At 63.5% G+C, this 19,189-nt stretch carries 19 protein-coding genes; 6 read left to right on the forward strand and 13 right to left on the reverse strand.

The window, feature by feature from the left end; genetic code table 11:
- Positions 1-6 precede the first annotated feature (6 nt).
- The 9 genes from NK8_RS18580 to norR form a co-directional block, all read right to left on the reverse strand.
- Positions 7-1,050 carry an NAD(P)/FAD-dependent oxidoreductase gene (locus NK8_RS18580; protein WP_213230415.1) on the reverse strand — a complete coding sequence of 348 codons (1,044 nt, stop codon included), beginning with the start codon at positions 1,048-1,050 and terminating at the stop codon, positions 7-9.
- Between the two features lie 613 nt (positions 1,051-1,663).
- On the reverse strand, positions 1,664-2,041 hold the full coding sequence (locus tag NK8_RS18585) for a CHAP domain-containing protein (RefSeq protein ID WP_213228827.1): 378 nt from the start codon (positions 2,039-2,041) through the stop codon (positions 1,664-1,666).
- 361 nt (positions 2,042-2,402) lie between these two features.
- Positions 2,403-3,209 carry a cytochrome c gene (locus NK8_RS18590; protein ID WP_213228829.1) on the reverse strand — a complete coding sequence of 269 codons (807 nt, stop codon included), beginning with the start codon at positions 3,207-3,209 and terminating at the stop codon, positions 2,403-2,405.
- Complete coding sequence (locus tag NK8_RS18595) at positions 3,206-4,831, reverse strand: b(o/a)3-type cytochrome-c oxidase subunit 1 (RefSeq protein WP_213228831.1); 1,626 nt, start codon at positions 4,829-4,831, stop codon at positions 3,206-3,208. The genes NK8_RS18590 and NK8_RS18595 overlap by 4 nt, the downstream gene beginning before the upstream one ends.
- Positions 4,821-5,387 carry a cupredoxin domain-containing protein gene (locus tag NK8_RS18600; RefSeq protein ID WP_213228833.1) on the reverse strand — a complete coding sequence of 189 codons (567 nt, stop codon included), beginning with the start codon at positions 5,385-5,387 and terminating at the stop codon, positions 4,821-4,823. Before NK8_RS18600 ends, NK8_RS18595 begins: the two co-directional genes overlap by 11 nt.
- An 18-nt stretch (positions 5,388-5,405) precedes the next feature.
- Positions 5,406-5,576 (reverse strand): hypothetical protein, encoded by a 171-nt coding sequence (locus NK8_RS18605; RefSeq protein ID WP_213228835.1) that lies wholly within the window; start codon positions 5,574-5,576, stop codon positions 5,406-5,408.
- A gap of 22 nt (positions 5,577-5,598) precedes the next feature.
- Positions 5,599-6,834: a cytochrome c gene (locus NK8_RS18610; RefSeq protein WP_225936354.1), complete on the reverse strand. Its 1,236-nt coding sequence runs from the start codon at positions 6,832-6,834 to the stop codon at positions 5,599-5,601.
- Between the two features lie 40 nt (positions 6,835-6,874).
- Positions 6,875-7,486, reverse strand: coding sequence for a c-type cytochrome (locus NK8_RS18615; RefSeq protein ID WP_213230417.1), 612 nt, complete (start codon positions 7,484-7,486; stop codon positions 6,875-6,877).
- Between the two features lie 446 nt (positions 7,487-7,932).
- Positions 7,933-9,531 carry a nitric oxide reductase transcriptional regulator NorR gene (norR, locus tag NK8_RS18620; protein WP_213228837.1) on the reverse strand — a complete coding sequence of 533 codons (1,599 nt, stop codon included), beginning with the start codon at positions 9,529-9,531 and terminating at the stop codon, positions 7,933-7,935.
- A gap of 123 nt (positions 9,532-9,654) precedes the next feature.
- On the opposite strand from norR, the gene hmpA reads away from it, so the two are divergent.
- The 6 genes from hmpA (at position 9,655) to NK8_RS18650 (ending at position 13,718) form a co-directional block, all read left to right on the forward strand.
- Positions 9,655-10,836 carry an NO-inducible flavohemoprotein gene (hmpA, locus tag NK8_RS18625; protein WP_213228838.1) on the forward strand — a complete coding sequence of 394 codons (1,182 nt, stop codon included), beginning with the start codon at positions 9,655-9,657 and terminating at the stop codon, positions 10,834-10,836.
- A 205-nt stretch (positions 10,837-11,041) separates the two neighbouring features.
- Positions 11,042-11,479 (forward strand): carboxymuconolactone decarboxylase family protein, encoded by a 438-nt coding sequence (locus tag NK8_RS18630; protein WP_061174883.1) that lies wholly within the window; start codon positions 11,042-11,044, stop codon positions 11,477-11,479.
- A gap of 10 nt (positions 11,480-11,489) precedes the next feature.
- Positions 11,490-11,900: a cupin domain-containing protein gene (locus NK8_RS18635; RefSeq protein ID WP_213228840.1), complete on the forward strand. Its 411-nt coding sequence runs from the start codon at positions 11,490-11,492 to the stop codon at positions 11,898-11,900.
- 30 nt (positions 11,901-11,930) lie between these two features.
- Positions 11,931-13,160, forward strand: a complete 1,230-nt coding sequence (locus NK8_RS18640) for an NnrS family protein (RefSeq protein ID WP_213228842.1) — start codon at positions 11,931-11,933, stop codon at positions 13,158-13,160.
- A 77-nt stretch (positions 13,161-13,237) separates the two neighbouring features.
- Positions 13,238-13,381, forward strand: a complete 144-nt coding sequence (locus NK8_RS18645; RefSeq protein WP_213228844.1) for a hypothetical protein — start codon at positions 13,238-13,240, stop codon at positions 13,379-13,381.
- 160 nt (positions 13,382-13,541) lie between these two features.
- Positions 13,542-13,718: a hypothetical protein gene (locus tag NK8_RS18650; RefSeq protein ID WP_213228846.1), complete on the forward strand. Its 177-nt coding sequence runs from the start codon at positions 13,542-13,544 to the stop codon at positions 13,716-13,718.
- Between the two features lie 221 nt (positions 13,719-13,939).
- On the opposite strand, the gene oxlT is transcribed toward NK8_RS18650, so the two are convergent.
- The 4 genes from oxlT to NK8_RS18670 all read right to left on the reverse strand — a co-directional run bounded on the left by oxlT (position 13,940) and on the right by NK8_RS18670 (position 19,186).
- A complete protein-coding gene (gene oxlT / locus NK8_RS18655; RefSeq protein ID WP_174258065.1) occupies positions 13,940-15,253 on the reverse strand; it encodes an oxalate/formate MFS antiporter in 1,314 nt (437 codons plus the stop codon).
- A 347-nt stretch (positions 15,254-15,600) separates the two neighbouring features.
- Positions 15,601-17,001, reverse strand: coding sequence for an OprD family outer membrane porin (locus NK8_RS18660; protein WP_213228848.1), 1,401 nt, complete (start codon positions 16,999-17,001; stop codon positions 15,601-15,603).
- A gap of 222 nt (positions 17,002-17,223) precedes the next feature.
- Positions 17,224-18,207: a murein tripeptide/oligopeptide ABC transporter ATP binding protein OppF gene (gene oppF, locus NK8_RS18665; protein ID WP_213228850.1), complete on the reverse strand. Its 984-nt coding sequence runs from the start codon at positions 18,205-18,207 to the stop codon at positions 17,224-17,226.
- Positions 18,200-19,186 (reverse strand): ABC transporter ATP-binding protein, encoded by a 987-nt coding sequence (locus NK8_RS18670; RefSeq protein ID WP_213228852.1) that lies wholly within the window; start codon positions 19,184-19,186, stop codon positions 18,200-18,202. The genes oppF and NK8_RS18670 overlap by 8 nt, the downstream gene beginning before the upstream one ends.
- Positions 19,187-19,189 lie beyond the last annotated feature (3 nt).

The raw sequence follows: 19,189 nt of genomic DNA on the forward strand, positions 1-19,189 counted from the left end.
AAGCGCTTACGCGTCGTCGGCCGCGTGCGCGGCGTTGACGCGTTCGGCGAGTTTCGCGTCGTAGCTCGAATGCACGTGCACGCGTTTCTTCTCGGGATACGCATACGAATACGCCTTGCGCAGCGCGAGGGATGCCTCGTGAAAGCCCGACAGAATGAGCTTCTGCTTGTTCGGATAATTGGCGATATCGCCGACCGCGAAGATGCCCGGCCGCGACGATTCGTAATTCGACGTATCCACTTCGATGCGCCCGCCGCGCACATCGAGATTCCAGGTCGCGATCGGACCGAGTTCCGAGACGAGGCCGTACAGCGCGACGATCTTGTCCGCCGCGAGATCGGTCGCGCCTTCGACCTGCTTCACGCGCACGCCGCGCAATGTGCCTTCGGGCGCGTCGAGCGATTCGATCATGCCGACGACGAACTCCATTTCGCCCGCTTCGACCGCGCGCTTCATCGTCGCGACGGAATTCGCCGCCGCCGAAAAACCGTTGCGCCGATGCACGAGCGTGAGTTTCTTCGCGATGTCCTTCAATGCAAGCGCCCAGTCGAGGGCCGAGTCGCCGCCGCCCGCGACGATGATGTTTTTGTCGGCGAAATTCGCCGCGCGCGAGACGCTGTAGTGGATGTCCTTGTCTTCGAGCGCGGCGGCTTCGGGCAATTGCAGCCGCTGCGGCACGAAGGCGCCGTTGCCCGCGGCGATGAGGATCGCGGCGCAGTCGAAGGTCATGCCGCCTTCGGTGGTGACGGTCCAGCGATGATCGTTGTCGTGTTGCGTGACGGATTGCACGCGCTGATCGAGATGGATCGGGACATCGAAGGGGCGAATCTGCTCCAGCAACCTGTCGACGAGTTCGCGCGCGGTGCATGAGGGGATCGCGGGGATATCGTAGATGGGCTTGTCGGGATAGAGCTCGATGCATTGTCCGCCGATGCGGCCGAGCGTATCGACGATCTGGCATGTGAGACCGATCACGCCGGCTTCGAAGGCGGCGAATAGCCCTACTGGGCCCGCGCCTATGATCAGGACGTCGGTTTTGATTGCTTCCATTTCGGTTTCGCTTTTCCTTGGTCTGCTGGTTTTTTCAGCATTCTTTGGGTCACGATACAGAAAGGTCTTGCTTGCAGCAATCAAGTCCCTGTTGGGGTAGCGGCGATTTTTATTGCTCCGTTTGGCTTGTGCGGCTTCTGTCCGACTACGGGTAAGCGTTCGTACCGTCGACCCTGACGATTTTCCATGCGTCACCGGATTGTTGTAGAACGACGATGAGGCCATCTTGTCCGTCGATCCGAGCATTACCGGTACGATCATCGCACCCGCGAGTTCAAAACCGGGAAGCGTGACGATATTGACGGACCAATCATGTTCGTCATAGTCCTGCACCTTCACGAAGTAGTCGGTGTCTCCGGGTAGTCGGTTGTGGCGATAGTCATTTCTGAGTCGGTCAACCGTCTCTTTTGCAACGTATTGGAAGATGCCGTTGTCCAGCAGCGGAAACTTCGCTTTGGCCTGTTGCCCGATATACCACGTGTAGAACGCCTTGACTTCTTCGTCGGGCGCGGCGACGCGGATTTGGGCATGCGCGATCGAGTGGAAAACGACGCTCACTACGAGCGCCAGTACGAGGAAGACGCGCGTAAATATCTTGTTCACGTCGCGAGCCTTACTCATGCCGGTAAATCTGAAAAGCGGGTCTTGCCGTCCGATAGGCTGGACCGGGATAAAACCCGTCAGTGCCGCCGCGCTGCCGGAAATCCGACACCCACGAATGGCCGTCGAACATCGCCATGTGTCCATGCGGATGCCCAGGCGCAGGCTGGATGACAACGACGTCTCCACGTTGCAGCGCTACGACGTCTGAAACCTCCGAAAACCCCGACGACTCCAGTATCGGTCCATAGTCCTTTGCGGAATGCGTAGTCGTGAGCGTGACACCGCCATGTTCAATTGCACGGCGCACGTATCGCGCACAGTTACCGGTGCTATGACGTTGCGCCTGGATATCGGCGTAATTCGCAGCGGCATTCTTGTCAAACGGCATGCTAAACATCTCTTTATGGAATGAGAGTTCCACATGCTATAGGTGTCTCTGTCCGAATTGCAATGTCGGAAATACGAGAAAACTGGCACGTTCAAGATAGGATACCTACCAAACACTTGCCACGCCTCGAAGCCGATCATTCTTGCGGCCACCAGTCAACTTTTTGGCGGAGGAACTTTCGGAAACTTCAACTGTACCCGAGCATGTCGAGTAGCTAACCTGCGTTCAGACATGCGCAGTGAGGCAGTGTGCTGCTCGTGCTTGCACCTCTTGCCGCATCATCGAATGCTTCTTTGGATCTGCCGCAAAGAAAACAATTGCTGCAAAATCAGGATTCCCTAGAAGCAAAACCAAACCACACTCACCTGCCCGCATTCAACTCCCGCGCATAATACATCGCCGCCGCATCGATCTCCTCAGCGGTCATATTCCGCGCCACATTGCGCATGACCTCATTGATATCATTCGTCCGCGTCCCGTTGGCAAACGCAACCAGCTGCGCTTTCGTATAAGCCGCCGGCAGGCCATCGAGCCACGGACTGCCCGCCTTGTTATCGATGCCCCCATGACACGCCGCGCAAGGCGCGATATTACGCATCGGCGATCCATGCGCCACGATCGCCGGTGCAAGCGCATCGCTCACCTTGCGCTGCGCGGGCGGGCGCGGCAGGCTCGCGTAATACGCCGCGAGATCGCGCATATCCTGATCGCTCAGGTTCATCGCCATCGGCGACATCACCGCGTTCGTACGCGCGCCCTTCTGAAAATCGATCAACTGCTTGTAGATCACCGACCCATACTGCCCCGCGAGATTCGGCGAATTGGCGTCGCTCATGCCGCGCTCGCCATGACACATCGTGCAGCGCAAGGCCAGCGTCGCGCCGCGCCCGACAGAATTCGCGCTCACGTTCACGAGCAATTGCGGCGTCACTTCGACGCTCGTCAGCTTCATCTTCGGCTCGACGGTCGTATCGCCCGCATACCAGTTGCGCGGCACGCCCGCCGCGCTGCAGATCGCGTTCCAGATGCCGGTGAAGGACGCATCGCGCTGCGCCGAGGGCAGCCACACGAAGCCGATCAACGCCGATACCACCGCGATCGCAATCGTCCCCAGCACGCTGACCGTGAACCAGCGGTTGCGGAATGTGAAGAGGCGTTCTTCGCTCATCGCTGCGCTCCGATCGGCACCGCGGGCACCGCCGTGTCCGAACGCGCGATGAGCTGCGCGATCGGATAGCCGTAGTTGACGAGCGTGAGGCCGATCATCAGCACGAGCCACAGCGCGAAACTGTTCAACGCCACCGGAATGGTGCGCGGCTCATGCACGGCGCGGCTGAAGCGGAACTCCTCGACCGTGACCTGCGGCGCGCGATGCGCCTTGATCAGCACGATGAAGAACAGCACCGCCGACACCACCAGAATGAATCCGCCCAGCACCGAAATCGCCACCGACAAACCTTGCGCGGCGATCTCCGGATCGTTGTAGTCGTAGAACGCCATGCGCCGCGGCATCCCCAGAATGCCGACGAAATGCCACGGAAACGTCAGCACGATCATGCCGATAAACCACAGCCACAATTGCCAGCGCATCAGCTTCAGGCTCTGCAACGCGCGGCCCGTCAGATGCGGCCACAGGTCATACGCGATCGCAAAGTACATGATGACGATCGCGCCCGCGAAGATCAGATGAAAGTGGCCCGTCACCCATTGCGTGTTGTGCACGGTCGAGTCGAGCTGATAGCTCATGTTGATGAGCCCACCCGCGCCGCCGAAGCCGAGCATCACGAAGGAGAACGCGACGGCGAGCATCATCGGGTTATCCCATGGCAGCGCCTTGATCCAGCCGAGCGGCCCGCGTCCGCCGCGCAGCCGCGCCGCGATCTCCACCGATGCGCAGATCGTGAACACCGTCAGCAGCGTCGGCACGGCGACGAGCGCGGTAAACACCGAATGCATGAACTTGAAGCCAGAGCCCACTTGCGGATCGGCGAACAGATGGTGAATGCCGATCGGCATCGACACGACGAGGAACAGGATGAACGAAATGCGCGCCATCGCATCGCTGTAGAGCCGGCCGCCGATCGCGCGTGGAATGATCGTGTAGTACGCGATATAAGCGGGCATCAGCCAGAAATAGACGATCGCGTGCAGCGTCCACGAGAAGAACACGCGCGCGAGCCCCGCGTCGATGGTCGATTTCCAGCCGAGCGCGACGGGCAGGATCATGAAGAGCACTTCGATCGCCGCGCCGACCGCCGTCCAGCCCCACAGATACGCGCCCGCCACTGTCGCGAACATCGCGAGCGGCACCGGCTTGCCACGGTTCTCGCGCTTCCATGACGCGAGATTCACCGACATCAGCGCGACCCACACCCACGAGCCGACGACGACGAGCACCACGCCGATGTAGTAGAACGCGTTGCCGATCATCGGCGGATAGAAGGTGTAGAGCACCGAGGCGAGTCCCATCGCGACGGGCACCATCGCGACGACCGCGCCGACGGCGACGAGCCAGAAGCCGAGCCACGCCCAGCGCAGGCCGACCAGCGGACGCTTCAGCGCAAGCTCGGAGACCGCGTAGCCGAAGCCCATCGCGATCAGCGTGGGAAAGACGTAGCCCATCGCGGAGCCGTGCGCGGTGACCGAGCGATAGTAGATTTCCGGATTCTGCAGCCACGGATGCAGCGGGCTGCGCACGAGCATCTGCCACGCGCCGAGCAAGAGCGCGACGCCGAAGGCGATGAACGCCAGCCAGAAATGCGCGAGGACGAGGCGCTTGCTATTGAACACAGGACACTCTCCGCGAAGCGACCGGCACCTTGTCGGCCATCTGCATGAATTCGGCGCGATCGACCACCTTCACATGCGCCCACATGTTCTGATGCCCCGTGCCGCAGTATTCGTGACAGGGCATCAGATGTTCACCAGGCTTGTCGAAGGTCGTCTTGAAGGTCGAGACATAGCCCGGCTCCAGCATCGAATTGATGTTCGTGTTGGTGATGAGAAACCCGTGGATGACGTCCGAGCTCGTCGCGCGGAAGGTGATCGGCACGCCCGCCGGCACGACCAGGCATTGCGGCGTGAACGAATACTGCTGCGCGACGATGCGCACCGTCACCGAGCCGTCCGCCTCGGGCGCGCTGCCGAGATTGCTTTCGATGAATTCGCCCGACACGTGCAGCGTTTCCGGGCGAACCGTCTCGACGCGCGAGGGCGGCATCATCGCCCAGTGCACGCCGGTATAGACGACCATGCCGACCAGCACGACGACGATCGCGAGAACGAGGATCGCCCAGCGCCGTTCGACCCGTTCGGCGACGTCGTGCGAGCTTCGATTGATGGCCATATGCGATGCCTTATTGAATCACTGGAGCACGCCGCGCGGCAGAAATACGGCGAAGTAGAAGATGAACCACATGCTGATCACGATCGCGGTCGAGATACCCGCGAGCGCGATCGCGCCCGACGGCCCGCGCTTCACGATCTCGTCGAGCTTCGCGTCTTCCTTCGTGAGTTCGTTCGGGTCTTCGTTCATGGTGTGATCGATGCCTCGGTACTTAGTAAAGTGGCGCCGAACGCAGCTCGTTCACTTCCTTCACGCTGACCGGCGCGCCGTGGTTGCCCCACGCGGTGCGGATATACGTGACCACGGCCGCGACCTCGAGATCCGAGAGCGACTGCGCGAACGGCGGCATGCCGTAGGGCTTCGGGTTCTTGAACGTGCCGGGCGGATAGCCGCCGTTCAGCACCATGCGGATCGGGTTCACGGCCGAGTTCATCACGATCGACTGATTGTTCGCGAGCGGCGGGAAATCGGGCGGCTTGCCCTGACCTTGCGTGGCGTGGCATTCGGCGCATTGGGCCTCGTAGACCTTCTTGCCGAGCGGCGCGAGGTCCGAGCGCGCCTCGACAGCCGCCTGGCTCGGCGGCTCCGCTTTGTCGCCCGAACGCGCGGGCAACGCCTTCAGATAGACAGCCATCGCGCGCACGTCGTCTTCGGTCAGATATTGCAGGCTGTCGTAGACGACTTCGGCCATCGGTCCGTAGACCGCGCCGCGATTGGACACGCCCGCATGCAGCAGACCGACGATATCGTCGAGGCTCCAGTCGCCCAGACCCGCTTCGCGGTTCGACGTGAGCGACGGCGCGTACCAGTTCTGAATCGGGATCAGGCCGCCTTCGAACGCCTTCGACTTCACATTGCCGCCGAGCGCGTTGATGGCCGTGTGGCACATCGAGCAGTGTCCGAGCCCTTCGACCAGATACGCGCCGCGATTCCATTCGACCGATTGCGTCGCGTCGGGCTCATACTCGCCCGCGCGGAAGAACAGCGAGCGCCAGCCGAGCAGCAGCTCGCGGCGATTGAACGGGAAACGCAACTCGTGCGGCCGGTTCGGCTGATGCACCGGCGGCGTGGACATCAGGAACGCGTAGATGGCGTCGGAATCGGCGCGCGTGACTTTTGTATAGGACGTAAAGGGCATCGCCGGATAGAGCAGCGAGCCGTCGCGCGACTTGCCCGTGTGCATCATCGTGTAGAACTCGGCGGCGGTCCATTTGCCCAGCCCCGTCTCCTTGTCCGACGAAATGTTGGGTGTATAGAGCGTGCCGAAGGGCGTGTCCATCGGGCGGCCGCCGCCGAAGGTCTTGCCCGCGGGCAGCGTATGGCACGCGATGCAATCGCCCGCGCGCGCAAGATACTCGCCGCGCTTCACGGTGGCGGCGTCGGCGGCCTGCGCCGTGGCCTGCTGGATGGGCGCGGCGCACGCCGCAAGAAAGACCGCGACGGTCAGCGCTCGGAACGGGCGAAATCGGAGCACGTCGGGTCCTCGGTTAGTTGTGAACGCTGCCGCAGGCGAGCGGCATCCTGAACGAACCGGCGGCGACGGGCACTGGATCGGTCGGCGCGGGCAGCGACGCAAGGTAGGCCGCGATCGCGGTGATGTCGCGATCGCTCAACAGTTTCGAGACTTGCCCCATGCAATCCGGCGCGACGGTCGAACGCGTGCCATAGCGCCACGCGCCCAGTTGCGCGCTGAGATAGTCGGCGTGCAGGCCGAGCAGCCCGGGAATCGCGGGTTCCATGCCGGTCATCGCCGCGCCGTGGCAGCTCACGCAGGCAGGCACCTTGCGCGCGGCGTCGCCCTTCGTGACCAGCGCCTTACCGAGATCGAGCGTTTTTGCATCGACCTTGACGGGCGCGGGCGGCGGGAACGGCGGACGCTCGCTCGCGAAGTAGTCGGCGATCTGCTTCAGGTACGCATCGGGCAGATACGCAAGCAGGTAGTTCATCGGCGGATACTTGCGCCGGCCATCGCGGAACGCGAGCAACTGGTTGTACAGATAGCCGGCGGGTTTGCCGGACAGGCGCGGGAAGTAGTCGTTGTCGGTGCCCTCGCCGCGTGCGCCGTGGCAGGCCGCACAGCCCATCACGCGGGCCTGCATCGTATCGGGCGCGCGCTCCAGTGGAGCGGCATCAGCCGCGAGCGCGCCGCAGCTGGAAAACGCGAACAGCGCGGACAAGAGGAAAGCGCCGAGCTTTGCCACGTTTCGCACGTAACCCCCGTTGTCGATTTGCCGTGTTCGATTAGTCGGGCGCGAGGCATGCGTCCGACGCGGTTCTTCAAGGCGCTGCGATGTTCTTGGTGCCGATGGGTTGCGCTAGGCTTTTCTGATCTTAGAAGAGACGGCCCGTTTTTCCCAGCTTGGAGATTGTCTCAATGCATGACGTCGATGCGGTTCGCACAATGCATCCTTCTTTGCGTTTGAACAATGAATAGCATCTTTTTTAAGACGGGCAATGACTTTGTGCCGATCCGCTACTGAATACAGGTCATCGCTTTGAACAGTCGATCGAATTATTTCAAGACAAGCGATGCGTCACGCACCGCTCATTTGAGGCCGAGCCGCTTCGCCAGCCGGTTGAGATTCGCGCGATCCATCCCGAGCTCGCGCGCGGCCGATGCCCAGTTCTGATCGTGACGCTTGAGCGCGTCGAGGATGAGCGTGCGCTCGTACGCGCTCACCGCATCGCGGAAGTCAGCGCCCGGCGCGGGCAACGCCGGCGTGGTGGGCGCGATCGCTGGCGTGCCGGGCGGGCCGCCGCCGGACAGCGTGAGATCGTCGGCGGTCAGCGTCAGGATGCGCGGGCGCTCCCGATGCGCCGCCAGCGCCTTCAACGCGCTGCGCCCGATCAGATGCTCCAGCTCGCGCACGTTGCCGGGCCAGCGGTACGCGAGCAGCGCGGCCTGGGCATCGGCGGAAAGACGCAGGCTCAGCAGACCGAGACGCGAGCGGTTCTCCTCTAGAAAGTAGCCTGCGAGCAGCAATACGTCGCGGCCACGCTCACGCAGCGGCGGCACCACCAGCGGATACACCGACAGCCGATGATAGAAATCCGCCCTGAACCGCCCCGCGCGCACTTCCTCGGCGAGATCGCGATTCGTGGCGGCGATCAGCCGCACGTCGACCTTGTGCTCGCTGTCGGAGCCGATGCGCTGCAACTGGCCGTTCTGCAGCACGCGCAGAAGCTTCGCCTGCACCGGCAACGGCAGTTCGCCGACTTCATCGAGAAAGAGCGTGCCGCCATCGGCGAGTTCGAACTTGCCGCGCCGGTCCGACGACGCGCCCGAGAACGCGCCGCGCACATGCCCGAAAAGCTCGCTTTCGACCAGCGTATCGGGCAGCGCCGCGCAGTTCAGGCTGACGAGCGGCTTGTCGGCGCGCGGCGAGAGCGCGTGGATCTCGCTCGCGACGAGTTCCTTGCCGACGCCCGTCTCGCCGGTGATGAGCACGGTGAGATCGCTCGACGCGACGATCGCGATCTCCTCCTGCAAGCGGTTATGCGGCTCGCTGCTGCCGATCATCTCGCGCCGCCGCGGGCCGCTTGCCTGCCGATACACCTCCGCGCGCTGGCGCTCGGCCTCGCTCGTTCGTGCGAGGCTGTCGATGCGCTCGGCCACGCTCACGGTCGCCGCCGCGAGGCTGAGAAAGGCCTGCAGCGACGCCATGTCGATGCCGTCGAAGCGCGCGGGATCGAGCGCGTCGAGCGTCAGGACGCCCCAGGCGTGCCCGTTGATGAAGAGCGGGCAGCCGAGGCAATCGTGCACCTCCAGATGGCCGCTCACGCCTTTCACGAGGCCATCGTAGGGATCGGGGAGATCGGAGCCGGCGGCGAAGCGCGTCGGCTCCTCGCTCGCGAGAATGCGCGCGAAACGCGGATGCTCGCTCACCCGAAAGCGCCGTCCGAGCGTATCGCTCGACAGACCATCGATGGCGAGCGGCACCAGCGTGTCGCCGTCGAGCCGCAACAGCGCGGTGGCGTCGCCGGGAAAGAGCGCGCGCAGCGTGTGCAGCAAACGCCGGTAGCGCTCGGTGTCGGGCATCGCGCTCGACAGGTCCTCGATCAGCGGAACGAGGGCGTCGAGCAGCACGCGCGAAGTCATTGCGACTACGTAGGCAGTCCTTTTGACTAGAGTCGAATCGACCATATGCGAAATTAACTGATTGATTTATCGACGATTCTACTCTGGCACAGTTCGTGTATGAGATGTTGTCGAAGACTTTCGATGCGGAAGCGCCCCGCTTCCGCCCATCACACGAGGAACCGAAGCATGCTGTCAGCAGAACATCGCGCCATCGTCAAGGCAACCGTCCCCCTCCTGGAAAGCGGCGGTGAAGCGCTCACCCGGCACTTCTACAACAAGATGCTCACCGAGTACCCCGAAGTGCGCCCGATGTTCAATCAGGCGCATCAGGCCAGCGGCGCGCAGCAGCGCGCGCTCGCCAACGGCGTGCTGATGTACGCGCGGCATATCGATCAACTGGAGAAGCTCGGCGGGCTCGTCGGCCAGATCATCAACAAGCACGTCGCGCTGAATATCCAGCCGGAGCATTATCCGATCGTCGGAAGCTGCCTGCTCGCGTCGATCCGCGAAGTGCTCGGCGAGGAGATCGCGACCGACGCCGTCATCGACGCGTGGGCCGCCGCCTATGGGCAACTCGCCGATCTGCTGATCGGGCTGGAGGAAGGCATCTACAGCGAGCGCGAACAGGCGCCGGGCGGATGGCGCGGCACGCGGCGTTTCGTCGTCGCGCGCAAGGAAAAGGAGAGCGACGAAATCACCTCGTTCTATCTCGTGCCCGAAGACGGCGGCGCGCTGCTCGACTTTCATCCGGGTCAGTACATCGGTCTGCGCGTGCTCATCGACGGTGAGGAACTGCGCCGCAATTACTCGCTGTCCGCCGCGCCCAACGGCCACGAATATCGCATCAGCGTGAAGCGCGAAGCAAATGGCAAGGTGTCGAACTTTCTGCATGAGAACGTGCGCGAACGCGACGTGCTGGAGCTCTACCCGCCCGCCGGCGATTTCAAACTCGAGCAAAGCGAGAAGCCGCTCGTGCTGATCAGCGGCGGCGTCGGCATCACGCCGACGCTCGCGATGCTGCAGGCCGCGCTCGAAACGAAGCGTCCGGTCCACTTCATCCACTCGGCCCGGCACGGCGGCGTGCATGCGTTCCGCGCGGTCATCGAGGATCTGGCGGCGCGCCATCCGCAGCTCAAGCGCTTCTACTGCTACGAGCACAAGCGCGACGGCGATCACGAAGCGCACGGCATCGGCTTCGTCGATGAAAAGCTGCTCGACACGTGGCTGCCGAAGAACCGCGATGTCGACGCGTATTTCCTCGGACCGAAGGCGTTCATGAAGGCCGTGAAGAAGCATCTGAAGACGCTCGGCGTGCCCGAGGCGCAAAGCCGCTTCGAGTTCTTCGGCCCGGCTGCGGCGCTCGACTGATCGCGCGGGTAGCGCGGCGCTTTCCGACCCGCGGTGCATTCAGCCGCGGGTTTTTTGCGTGCCCGCGCAGCATCGAAAATGCCGTCTTGCTGGTCACCTGAAATTTCCAAAAACCGGTCATTTCAAATAGCCGCCTGAACGCCTAATCTTCTCTTGCCGCGCCGATCTGGCGCACTCTCCGAACCCAAGCAAAGAGGATACTTCAATGCAACCCCGTCTCGACTTCTACAAAGCCAGCCCCGCCGCAATCAAGGCGCTCGTCGGTGTCGAAGAGCGCATCGCGAAGTCGGCGCTCGAAAAATCGCTGACCGAACTGGTGCGCCTGCGTGCATCGCAGATCAACGGCTGCGCGTTCTGCGTCGACATGCACACGACCGATGCGCGCAAGGGCGGCGAAACGGACCGCCGTCTGGCGACGGTGGTCGTGTGGCGCGAAACGCCGTTCTTCACCGATCGCGAGCGCGCCGCGCTGGAGTGGACCGAAGCGCTGACGCTCGTGTCGCACGATCACGTGCCCGACGCCGTCTGGGAAGCCGTGAAGCCGCATTTCAGCGACGAGGAAATCGTTGACCTGACGCTGCTCGTCTCCGCGATCAATAGCTGGAACCGCTTTGCGATCGCGTTCCGCAAGACGCCGGCGTGAGGGTATCGACATGAGAATGCGCAAGATTCTCGTCGTCGCGGCCGCGCTGATGCTCGGCGCGGCCAACGCCGGCGCGCACGACACGACCGGCGCGGAGATCGTCACGCCGGTGATGAAGCAGGCGATTCCGGAAGCCGCCAGCAAGAACGTGCTGATGGCGACGGTCTCGTACAAACCAGGACAGGCGTCCGAAGCGCATATGCATCCGGGGTCGATTTTCGCGTACGTGCTGGAAGGCCATGTGACTTCGCAGCTCGAAGGATCGGCGGCGAAGACGTATGGTCCGGGCGAATCGTGGTACGAGCCGCCGGGGGCGCATCACATCGTCTCGAAGAATGCGAGCGCGACGAAACCGGCGAAGCTGCTCGTGTTCGCGGTCGTCGGCGAGAACGATCCGGTCAAGCAGCCGATTCCGCATTGATCGGAGCGATGTTTTCAACGTGAGGATGTCATGAAGATCGCAGAACCGAACGCCGTTTTCATCGCAGCGCCGGAAGGGCGAAAGCCTGAACATCGGCGGCGCCTCGCGCTGTTCGATCTCGGCTTTCGGCCGTTTTATCTGTGCGGCGCGGCGTTCGGCGCGCTCGCCCTGACGATCTGGCTGCTCGTGCTCGCGGGCGTGCCGCTCTTTGGCGGCTATCTGTTGCGCGCGGACCCGATCGGTTGGCACGCGCATGAAATGGTGTTCGGTTTCGCGGCGGCGATCGTCGTCGGCTTTCTGCTGACGGCGGTGCGCGCGTGGACCGGGCGCGATACCGCGAAAGGCGCGGCGCTCGCCTCGCTCGCACTGCTCTGGCTCGCGGGCCGCGTGCTCGTGTGGAGCGGACCGGCGCTGCCGGCTGCGGTCGTCGACAGCGTGTTCCTGCCCGTCGCGGCGCTCTTGCTGCTGCGCGTGCTCGTGAAGGCGGGCAACCGGCGCAACTATTTCATCGCTGCCGTGTTGCTGGCGTTCGGCGCGCTGAACGCCGCCTTCCATGCCTTCTCGATCGACGCGCGCCCCGATCTCGCGATGCGCACCGTGTACGCATCGGCGGGCATCGTCGTGTTGCTGGTCGGCGTGATCGGCGGACGCGTTATCCCGATGTTCACCGCCAACGCGATCCCCGGCTTCGTCGCGCGACGCTGGCGCTTCGTCGAACTGACGGTCGCGCCGCTCACGCTCGCGGCGTTCTTCGCCGACGCCTTCGCGCTCGATGGCGCGATCGTCGCGCCGCTCGCCTTGCTGGCGTGCGGCGTGCATCTCGCGCGGATGACCGGCTGGCGCTCCTATGCAGTACGCGGACGCCCTATTCTCGCGATCCTGCATCTCGCGTATGCATGGCTGCCGCTCGGGTTTGCGATGCTCGCGCTCTCCGCCCTCGGATGGGCGCGCGTGCCGCACAGCCTCGCGATGCACGCGTTCGCGGCCGGCGCGATCGGCGGCGCGATCATCGCGATGATCACGCGCACCGCGCGCGGACATACGGGCCGCCCGCTCGTCGCGGACAGGCGCGACGTTACGTGTTACGCGCTCGTGATGGCGGCGGGCGCGCTGCGCGTGTTCGGTCCGCTCGTCGCGCCGTCGTGGCATTCGGCATGGATCTTCGCCGCCGGCATCTGCTGGGTGGCCGCGTTCACGCTGTACGTTGCGAGTTACGCGGCGCCGCTCGCCCGGCCGCGCGAAGACGGCAAGCCGGGTTGAGACGGCAACGCTTTTTGACATCCGAATGGGCGGCTTCCGCGACAATCGCGTCCGCCCTTCCCGATTCCGATGTCACCATGAAACACCTTCGTATTCTTTGCGCCGCAGCCCTGCTCGTCGGCGCTTCCCTCACGCTCTCCGGCTGCGGCCTGTTCGGCTGCAGCGGTTTCGCGTCCAACGGCGGCGGCTTCGGCGGCTGCAGCGTCGGAACGCGGTTCTGACCGCGCGGTCCCTGCGCATGCAGGGCTCGCTTCGTCTATCTCCCGAATAATCGCGCCGCCCCCGCGCGTGCCGGGTTTGCCCGCGCACCGTTCGCGAGGACACTACGTTCATTGGGCAACCGTCGGCGGCAGTCAAAACCGACATCGACTGGAGACAGGCATGAACGCTCACGTAAGTCTGCTACTTCTCGCTCTCGTTGCACCGGCCTGCGCGCTGGCCGTGCGGGTGTGGGTCGCCAGCATCGACGCGTGCGTGCCGCGCCTCGCCTTTTGCGCCGTGCATCGCGGCGCGTCCAATCCAAGGCGGCATCTGCTCTCGTTCCGTGCGTCGCCGTAGTGCGCGACGGCGCTGAACGCCCATCCTGCTGCCGCGGGATCGCTCGAATCACGGGGATAAGGGAGCGAGGAGACCACCTGCCGGCGGCACGACAAAACGCGCATCCGCCATGCGGCCCGCGCGCCGCATGAAGAAGTCGCAGCCGCGGAAAGCGCGAGCTCGATAACTAGAAACGGGCGACACGCCGGGTCGCCCGCCCTGCTGACATTACGCCCCGAGCATCAATCCTTCACGGGCGAATACGGCATGTCCAGCGATGTAGCGCGCGCATGCTTCTGCGAATGTGCGTTGCGCATCGGCTTCAGCACGAAGAGCGCGAGCAGCGCCGATATCGCCGCCATGCCAGCGGCCAGCATGAACACCGCGTGCCAGCTCCCCGTCATCGACGTGATGACGCTCGAGAACGGCACCAGCAGCGCTGCCGTGCCTTTCGCCGTGTAGAGCAGACCCGCGTTGGTCGCCGCGAACTTCGGTCCGAAGGTGTCGCCGCACGTCGCCGGGAAGAGGCTGTAGATCTCGCCCCACGCGAAGAACACGATGCCGGTCAGCACCACGAACGCCACCGGATTGTGCCCATACTTCGACAGCATCACGATGCCGACCGCCTCGATCGCGAACGCGATGAACATCGTGTTCTCCCGCCCGATCCGGTCCGATACCCAGCCGAAGAACGGCCGCGTCAGCCCGTTGAGCACGCGATCGATGGTCAGCGCGAAGGTCAGCGCGGGAAGCGTCAGACCGAGCAGCGACACGGGCGAATCATGCAGGCCGAAGTCCTTCGCGATCGGCCCGAGCTGCGCCGTCGCCATCAGGCCGCCGGCGGCCATCATCACGAACATCAGGTACATGACCCAGAAGATCGGCGACGCCAGCACCTGCTTCGGGCTCGCGTTGTAGACCGCCGTTTTGACGGCGCTTTTCACCGACGCGATCATCTTCTCGGGCGGCGCAAACAGCGCCATGCCGAGCAGGAACACGACGAGCCCCTGGCCGAGACCGAACCACAGGAACGTCGCTTCATAGCCGCTCGACTTGATCATGTGCGCGATCGGCACGACGGTCGCAGCCGAGCCCATCCCGAAGCCCGCCGCCGTGATGCCCGCAGCCAGCCCGCGCCGCTCCGGGAACCACTTCAGCGCATTGCCGACGCACGTGCCGTACACCGCGCCCGCGCCGACACCGCCGACCGCCGCCGCGAAGTACAGCAGCGGCAGCGACGACGCCACCGAGTTGAGCGCCCACGCAATCGCGCATAGCAGGCCGCCGCCGACCACGACGGGCCTGGGCCCGTACTTGTCGACGAGATAGCCTTCCACCGGCACGAGCCAGGTTTCCGTCACGACGAAGATCGTGAACGCAACCTGGATGGCCGCGCGACCCCAGTGATACTTCTCGTCGATCGGATTGACGAAGAGTGTCCAGCCATACTGCATGTTGGCGATCATCGCCATGCAAATCACGCCGAAAACCAACTGCACCCACGGCGACGCCAGGCGCGACACCTTGTCTTCGCGGCCCATCTGGTTCATTCCCATGCCTGTCTCCTTGGCAAGCTTGCCTTGTGTATTCGGACGCCGAACGGCGCCTCCCACGACGCTTTTTCATGCCGCGTCGCATATACACAGTATGTGATATATCAAGTAAGTCAAGCGAAAGAAATGACGGGGTTTTCACTTATGAAAGCTTTCAGCGTAAGCGCATGAAAGCTGCAGTGCGCGCCTTTGCACAGACAAAAAAAAGCCCGGCAGAGACAGGCCTGCCGGGCGATGAGCGTGGCGAGACATGGCAATCCGCAGCACGCACCTCTATTTATAATTGAAAGACAAACGTAATGTAAACTGGTATTTTTGTAGGGTTTACGCTGTGCTGTATCTGACCGTTCTCAGAAGACGTTCACGGGAACGTTGACCATCAGGCGGTACACGTCGCTGGTGCCGTCCGGATAGTACGCGCTGTTGCTGTGGTGATGCATGTAGTAGAACTTGATAGACGTGTTCTTGAACTTGCCGTCGGGGATCGTGTAACTCGGGATCACGCCGATTTCGTAGTGCGTACCATGCAGCGGTTCGCCGTTGATCACGTAGTTGGCGGCCTGCGCGGTGCCGCTGTTGGCCATCGAACTGCCATCCGCGCCCCATCCATACGCACTCCACAGCGTGAACTTGAAGCCCGGCATGCCGTACTCCTTCATGTTCAGCGTGTAAGACAGGCTCACGGATTTTTCGTGCGGCTGGTTGTAGTCGACATCGAGCGAATTCGAGAGGTAATCGCCCGCCGACTGGCCCATGTAGTCGAAGGTCTGATCGCTCACGATCTGCTGGAACGCGAACTGCAGCGTGTGCGCGCCGTGCGTGCCGGCGAGCGCCAGCGAGTACGCGTTGTTGTTGATCGAACCCTGCCGCTTGTCGCCGATCGCGCCCGTGTAGTAGTAGTTCAGCGAGCCGGTCCAGCGGATGCTCTTCGGGTCGCCGATGCTCTGCGTCGCCGTCAGATAGTACTGCTGCCACACGTTGTTCGCGACGCTGCCGTACAGCGAAACCGCGGTATCGTCGCCGCGCGTCCAGTCGCCGCCGAAGTACGTGAACTGCGAGACGTGCGTGCCGCCGTATTCAGTCGTGAGACCGGTAACAGTCGTCATGCCGCGCGCGATGACGCCGTCCACCGTGCCGGCCTTCACCGTCAGGTTCTTGATCTCGTCGCTCGCGAGCGAGAAGCCGCGATAGGTCGGCGGCAGCGCGCGGTTGTCGTGCGGCACGAGGAACGGGTTGTCGAAGAGTTGCTGACCGTATTTGAGCACCGTGTTCGACACGCGCGCCTTTACGTCCCACACGCCCGGATACGCCCACGCGAGCTGATTCGATCCGCCGCCGTCCGTGCCGACGTGCACGCGATTGCCCGCGCCGTTGCCGCCGTTCAACTTGAACGCGCCGAACAGCGACACATCGCCGCCCAGCCCGATCAGCCCCTTCGTATAGCCCGATTCGAATACCGCCTGCGCGCCAAGCACCCAGGCGTCCTTCTTGCCCGCGCCCTTGAACTCGTCATGTTCGGTGAAGGAACGCGCGAGGATATTCAGATGCGAGTCCTCGATGAAACCCTTCGATTTCGCCTGGCTGCTCACCGGCGCGTCCGCTTCGGTATTGGGCGGCGAATCCGGCGGCGCCTCGGTGTGGCGCGAAGGCGGCTGGGCATCGGTTTCATCGGCGTGCGCGGCGACTGCGGCAGCCATGACACCACTGAACAGCAAAATCGATAGCGCGAGTGAACGTTTTTGTTTTTTCACGAAAAAAATCTCCACTTTTTAATTCAACTTCTAACGGCTTGATCGAAACTAAGGATTGCGAAAAGCCTCACCCGGCGACGTGGATAAAGCGTCGAGGTGTACAGGCGGATTTGGCAAACGGGGCAACAGAGGCGGCGCGGCCGCCTCATGGGTCAGTGTGATTTATTGCGGGGGAATCGTGTCCTCTGTTGTCGTGGGTTGTCTATCAGTGCGGCGTGCGTTTTACGCAAACAGGCACGCCGCGGACGAATCGGTTCCGAGCGTGCGCAGCGCGGGCACTTCTTGCGAGCAGCGCGCCTGCGCCATCGGACAGCGCGTATGGAACACGCAGCCCGAAGGCGGATCGATCGGGCTCGGAATATCGCCCGACAGGATCTGCACGGTCTTGGCGCGCTCGACCGCCGGATCGGGCACCGGCACCGCCGACAGCAGCGCGCGCGTGTACGGATGGCGCGGCGTGTCGTAGAGCGCGTGCTTGTCCGCGAGCTCCATTACGCGGCCGAGGTACATCACCATCACGCGATCGGAGATGTGGCGCACCACGGCCAGATCGTGCGCGATGAAGATGAGCGCGAGCCTCATCTCCTTCTGCAGCGACTTGAGCAGATTGACGATCTGCGCCTGGATCGACACATCGAGCGCGGACACGGGTTCGTCGCAGATGACGAGCTTCGGCTCGACGATCAGCGCGCGCGCAATGCCGATGCGCTGGCACTGCCCGCCCGAGAACTCGTGCGGATAGCGGTTGATCATCTGCTCGCGCAGGCCCACCTTGGCCATCATCGCGCGCACGCGTACGTCGACCTCGAGCTTGTTCATGCCGGGCCGATGCTCGACGAGCGGCTCCGCGATGATCTGCCCGATCGTCATGCGCGGATCGAGCGACGCGAGCGGGTCCTGAAAGATCATCTGCACGTCGCCGCGCACGCGATGCCATTCGCGCGTCGATGCGCCCGACAGCTTCGCGCCCATCCATACGATATCGCCGGCGGTCGCGGGAATGAGGTTCAGGATCGCGCGCGACAAGGTGGACTTGCCGCAACCCGATTCGCCGACGACGCCGAGCGTCTCGCCCGCCTTGAGATCGAAGCTCACGCCGTCGACCGCCTTCAGCGTGCGGCGCGGCGCCCACGGCAGGCGGTTCTTCGGCTTCACCTGAAAATGCACGCGCATGTCGCGCACGGAAAGAATCGTCGCGTCAGGCATGGCTCGTTTCCTTCGTGATCTGATGAACCGGACGATGACAAGCCCGCAGCCAGCCCGGTCCGACGGCCTTCAGCGCAGGCGCATCGACGGCGCATTCGTCGCTGGCATCCGCGCAGCGTTCGTGAAACGGACAGCCCGCCGGCGGCTGCGCCATGTTCGGCGGATTGCCGGGAATGCCGGTCAGCTCGCCGCCGTCGTGGTCGAGTCGCGGCACCGCGCGCAAAAGACCGATGGTGTACGGATGCGAAGGCTTCGCGAACAGCGTGGCCGCGTCGCACTGCTCCATCACGCGGCCGCCGTACATCACCATCACCTTTTCGCACAGTCCGGCGACCACGCCGAGATCGTGCGTGATCAGCACGATCGACGTGCCGAAGTCATGCTGCAGATTGCGCAGCAATTGCAGGATCTGCGCCTGCACGGTGACGTCGAGCGCGGTGGTCGGCTCGTCGGCGAAGAGCACTTCGGGCTCGCACAGCAAGGCCATCGCGATCATCACGCGCTGGCGCATGCCGCCCGACAGCTCGTGCGGATACTGCCCGATGCGATGCGCCGCCTCCGGAATCCGCACGGCTTCGAGCATCGAAATCGCGCGCTTCTTCGCTTCGCGGCGCGTGACGTTCTTGTGCAGTTCCAGCACTTCGGTCATCTGCCGCTCGATCGTCAGATACGGATTGAGCGAGCTCATCGGATCCTGGAAGATCATCGAGAGACGATTGCCGCGGATGCGGTTCATCGCGCGATCCGACAAGCCGATGAGATTCTCGCCGCGATACATCGCACGGCCGCGCGCGCGCCCGTTCGATGCGAGCAGCCCCAGCATCGCGAGCACGCTCTGGCTCTTGCCCGAGCCCGATTCGCCGACGATGCCGAGCGTTTCGCCCTCTTCCAGCGTGAAGTTGACGCCGTTCACCGCGCGCACGGCGGCGTCGTGCGTTCTGAATTCGACCTGCAGGTCATTGACTTCGAGTAGCGGCATGGC

Source organism: Caballeronia sp. NK8, assembly GCF_018408855.1.
Taxonomy (GTDB): domain Bacteria; phylum Pseudomonadota; class Gammaproteobacteria; order Burkholderiales; family Burkholderiaceae; genus Caballeronia.

What these genes read in the sequence shown, in the direction of transcription:
- NK8_RS18580 (WP_213230415.1), bottom strand. Translation starts at nt 1,050, where the DNA reads ATGGAAGCAATCAAAACCGACGTCCTGATCATAGGCGCGGGCCCAGTA.
- NK8_RS18585 (WP_213228827.1), bottom strand. Translation starts at nt 2,041, where the DNA reads ATGCCGTTTGACAAGAATGCCGCTGCGAATTACGCCGATATCCAGGCG.
- NK8_RS18590 (WP_213228829.1), bottom strand. Translation starts at nt 3,209, where the DNA reads ATGAGCGAAGAACGCCTCTTCACATTCCGCAACCGCTGGTTCACGGTC.
- NK8_RS18600 (WP_213228833.1), bottom strand. Translation starts at nt 5,387, where the DNA reads ATGGCCATCAATCGAAGCTCGCACGACGTCGCCGAACGGGTCGAACGG.
- NK8_RS18605 (WP_213228835.1), bottom strand. Translation starts at nt 5,576, where the DNA reads ATGAACGAAGACCCGAACGAACTCACGAAGGAAGACGCGAAGCTCGAC.
- NK8_RS18615 (WP_213230417.1), bottom strand. Translation starts at nt 7,486, where the DNA reads ATGCAGGCCCGCGTGATGGGCTGTGCGGCCTGCCACGGCGCACGCGGC.
- norR (WP_213228837.1), bottom strand. Translation starts at nt 9,531, where the DNA reads ATGGTCGATTCGACTCTAGTCAAAAGGACTGCCTACGTAGTCGCAATG.
- hmpA (WP_213228838.1), top strand. Translation starts at nt 9,655, where the DNA reads ATGCTGTCAGCAGAACATCGCGCCATCGTCAAGGCAACCGTCCCCCTC.
- NK8_RS18630 (WP_061174883.1), top strand. Translation starts at nt 11,042, where the DNA reads ATGCAACCCCGTCTCGACTTCTACAAAGCCAGCCCCGCCGCAATCAAG.
- NK8_RS18635 (WP_213228840.1), top strand. Translation starts at nt 11,490, where the DNA reads ATGAGAATGCGCAAGATTCTCGTCGTCGCGGCCGCGCTGATGCTCGGC.
- NK8_RS18640 (WP_213228842.1), top strand. Translation starts at nt 11,931, where the DNA reads ATGAAGATCGCAGAACCGAACGCCGTTTTCATCGCAGCGCCGGAAGGG.
- NK8_RS18645 (WP_213228844.1), top strand. Translation starts at nt 13,238, where the DNA reads ATGAAACACCTTCGTATTCTTTGCGCCGCAGCCCTGCTCGTCGGCGCT.
- NK8_RS18650 (WP_213228846.1), top strand. Translation starts at nt 13,542, where the DNA reads ATGAACGCTCACGTAAGTCTGCTACTTCTCGCTCTCGTTGCACCGGCC.
- oxlT (WP_174258065.1), bottom strand. Translation starts at nt 15,253, where the DNA reads ATGGGAATGAACCAGATGGGCCGCGAAGACAAGGTGTCGCGCCTGGCG.
- oppF (WP_213228850.1), bottom strand. Translation starts at nt 18,207, where the DNA reads ATGCCTGACGCGACGATTCTTTCCGTGCGCGACATGCGCGTGCATTTT.
- NK8_RS18670 (WP_213228852.1), bottom strand. Translation starts at nt 19,186, where the DNA reads ATGCCGCTACTCGAAGTCAATGACCTGCAGGTCGAATTCAGAACGCAC.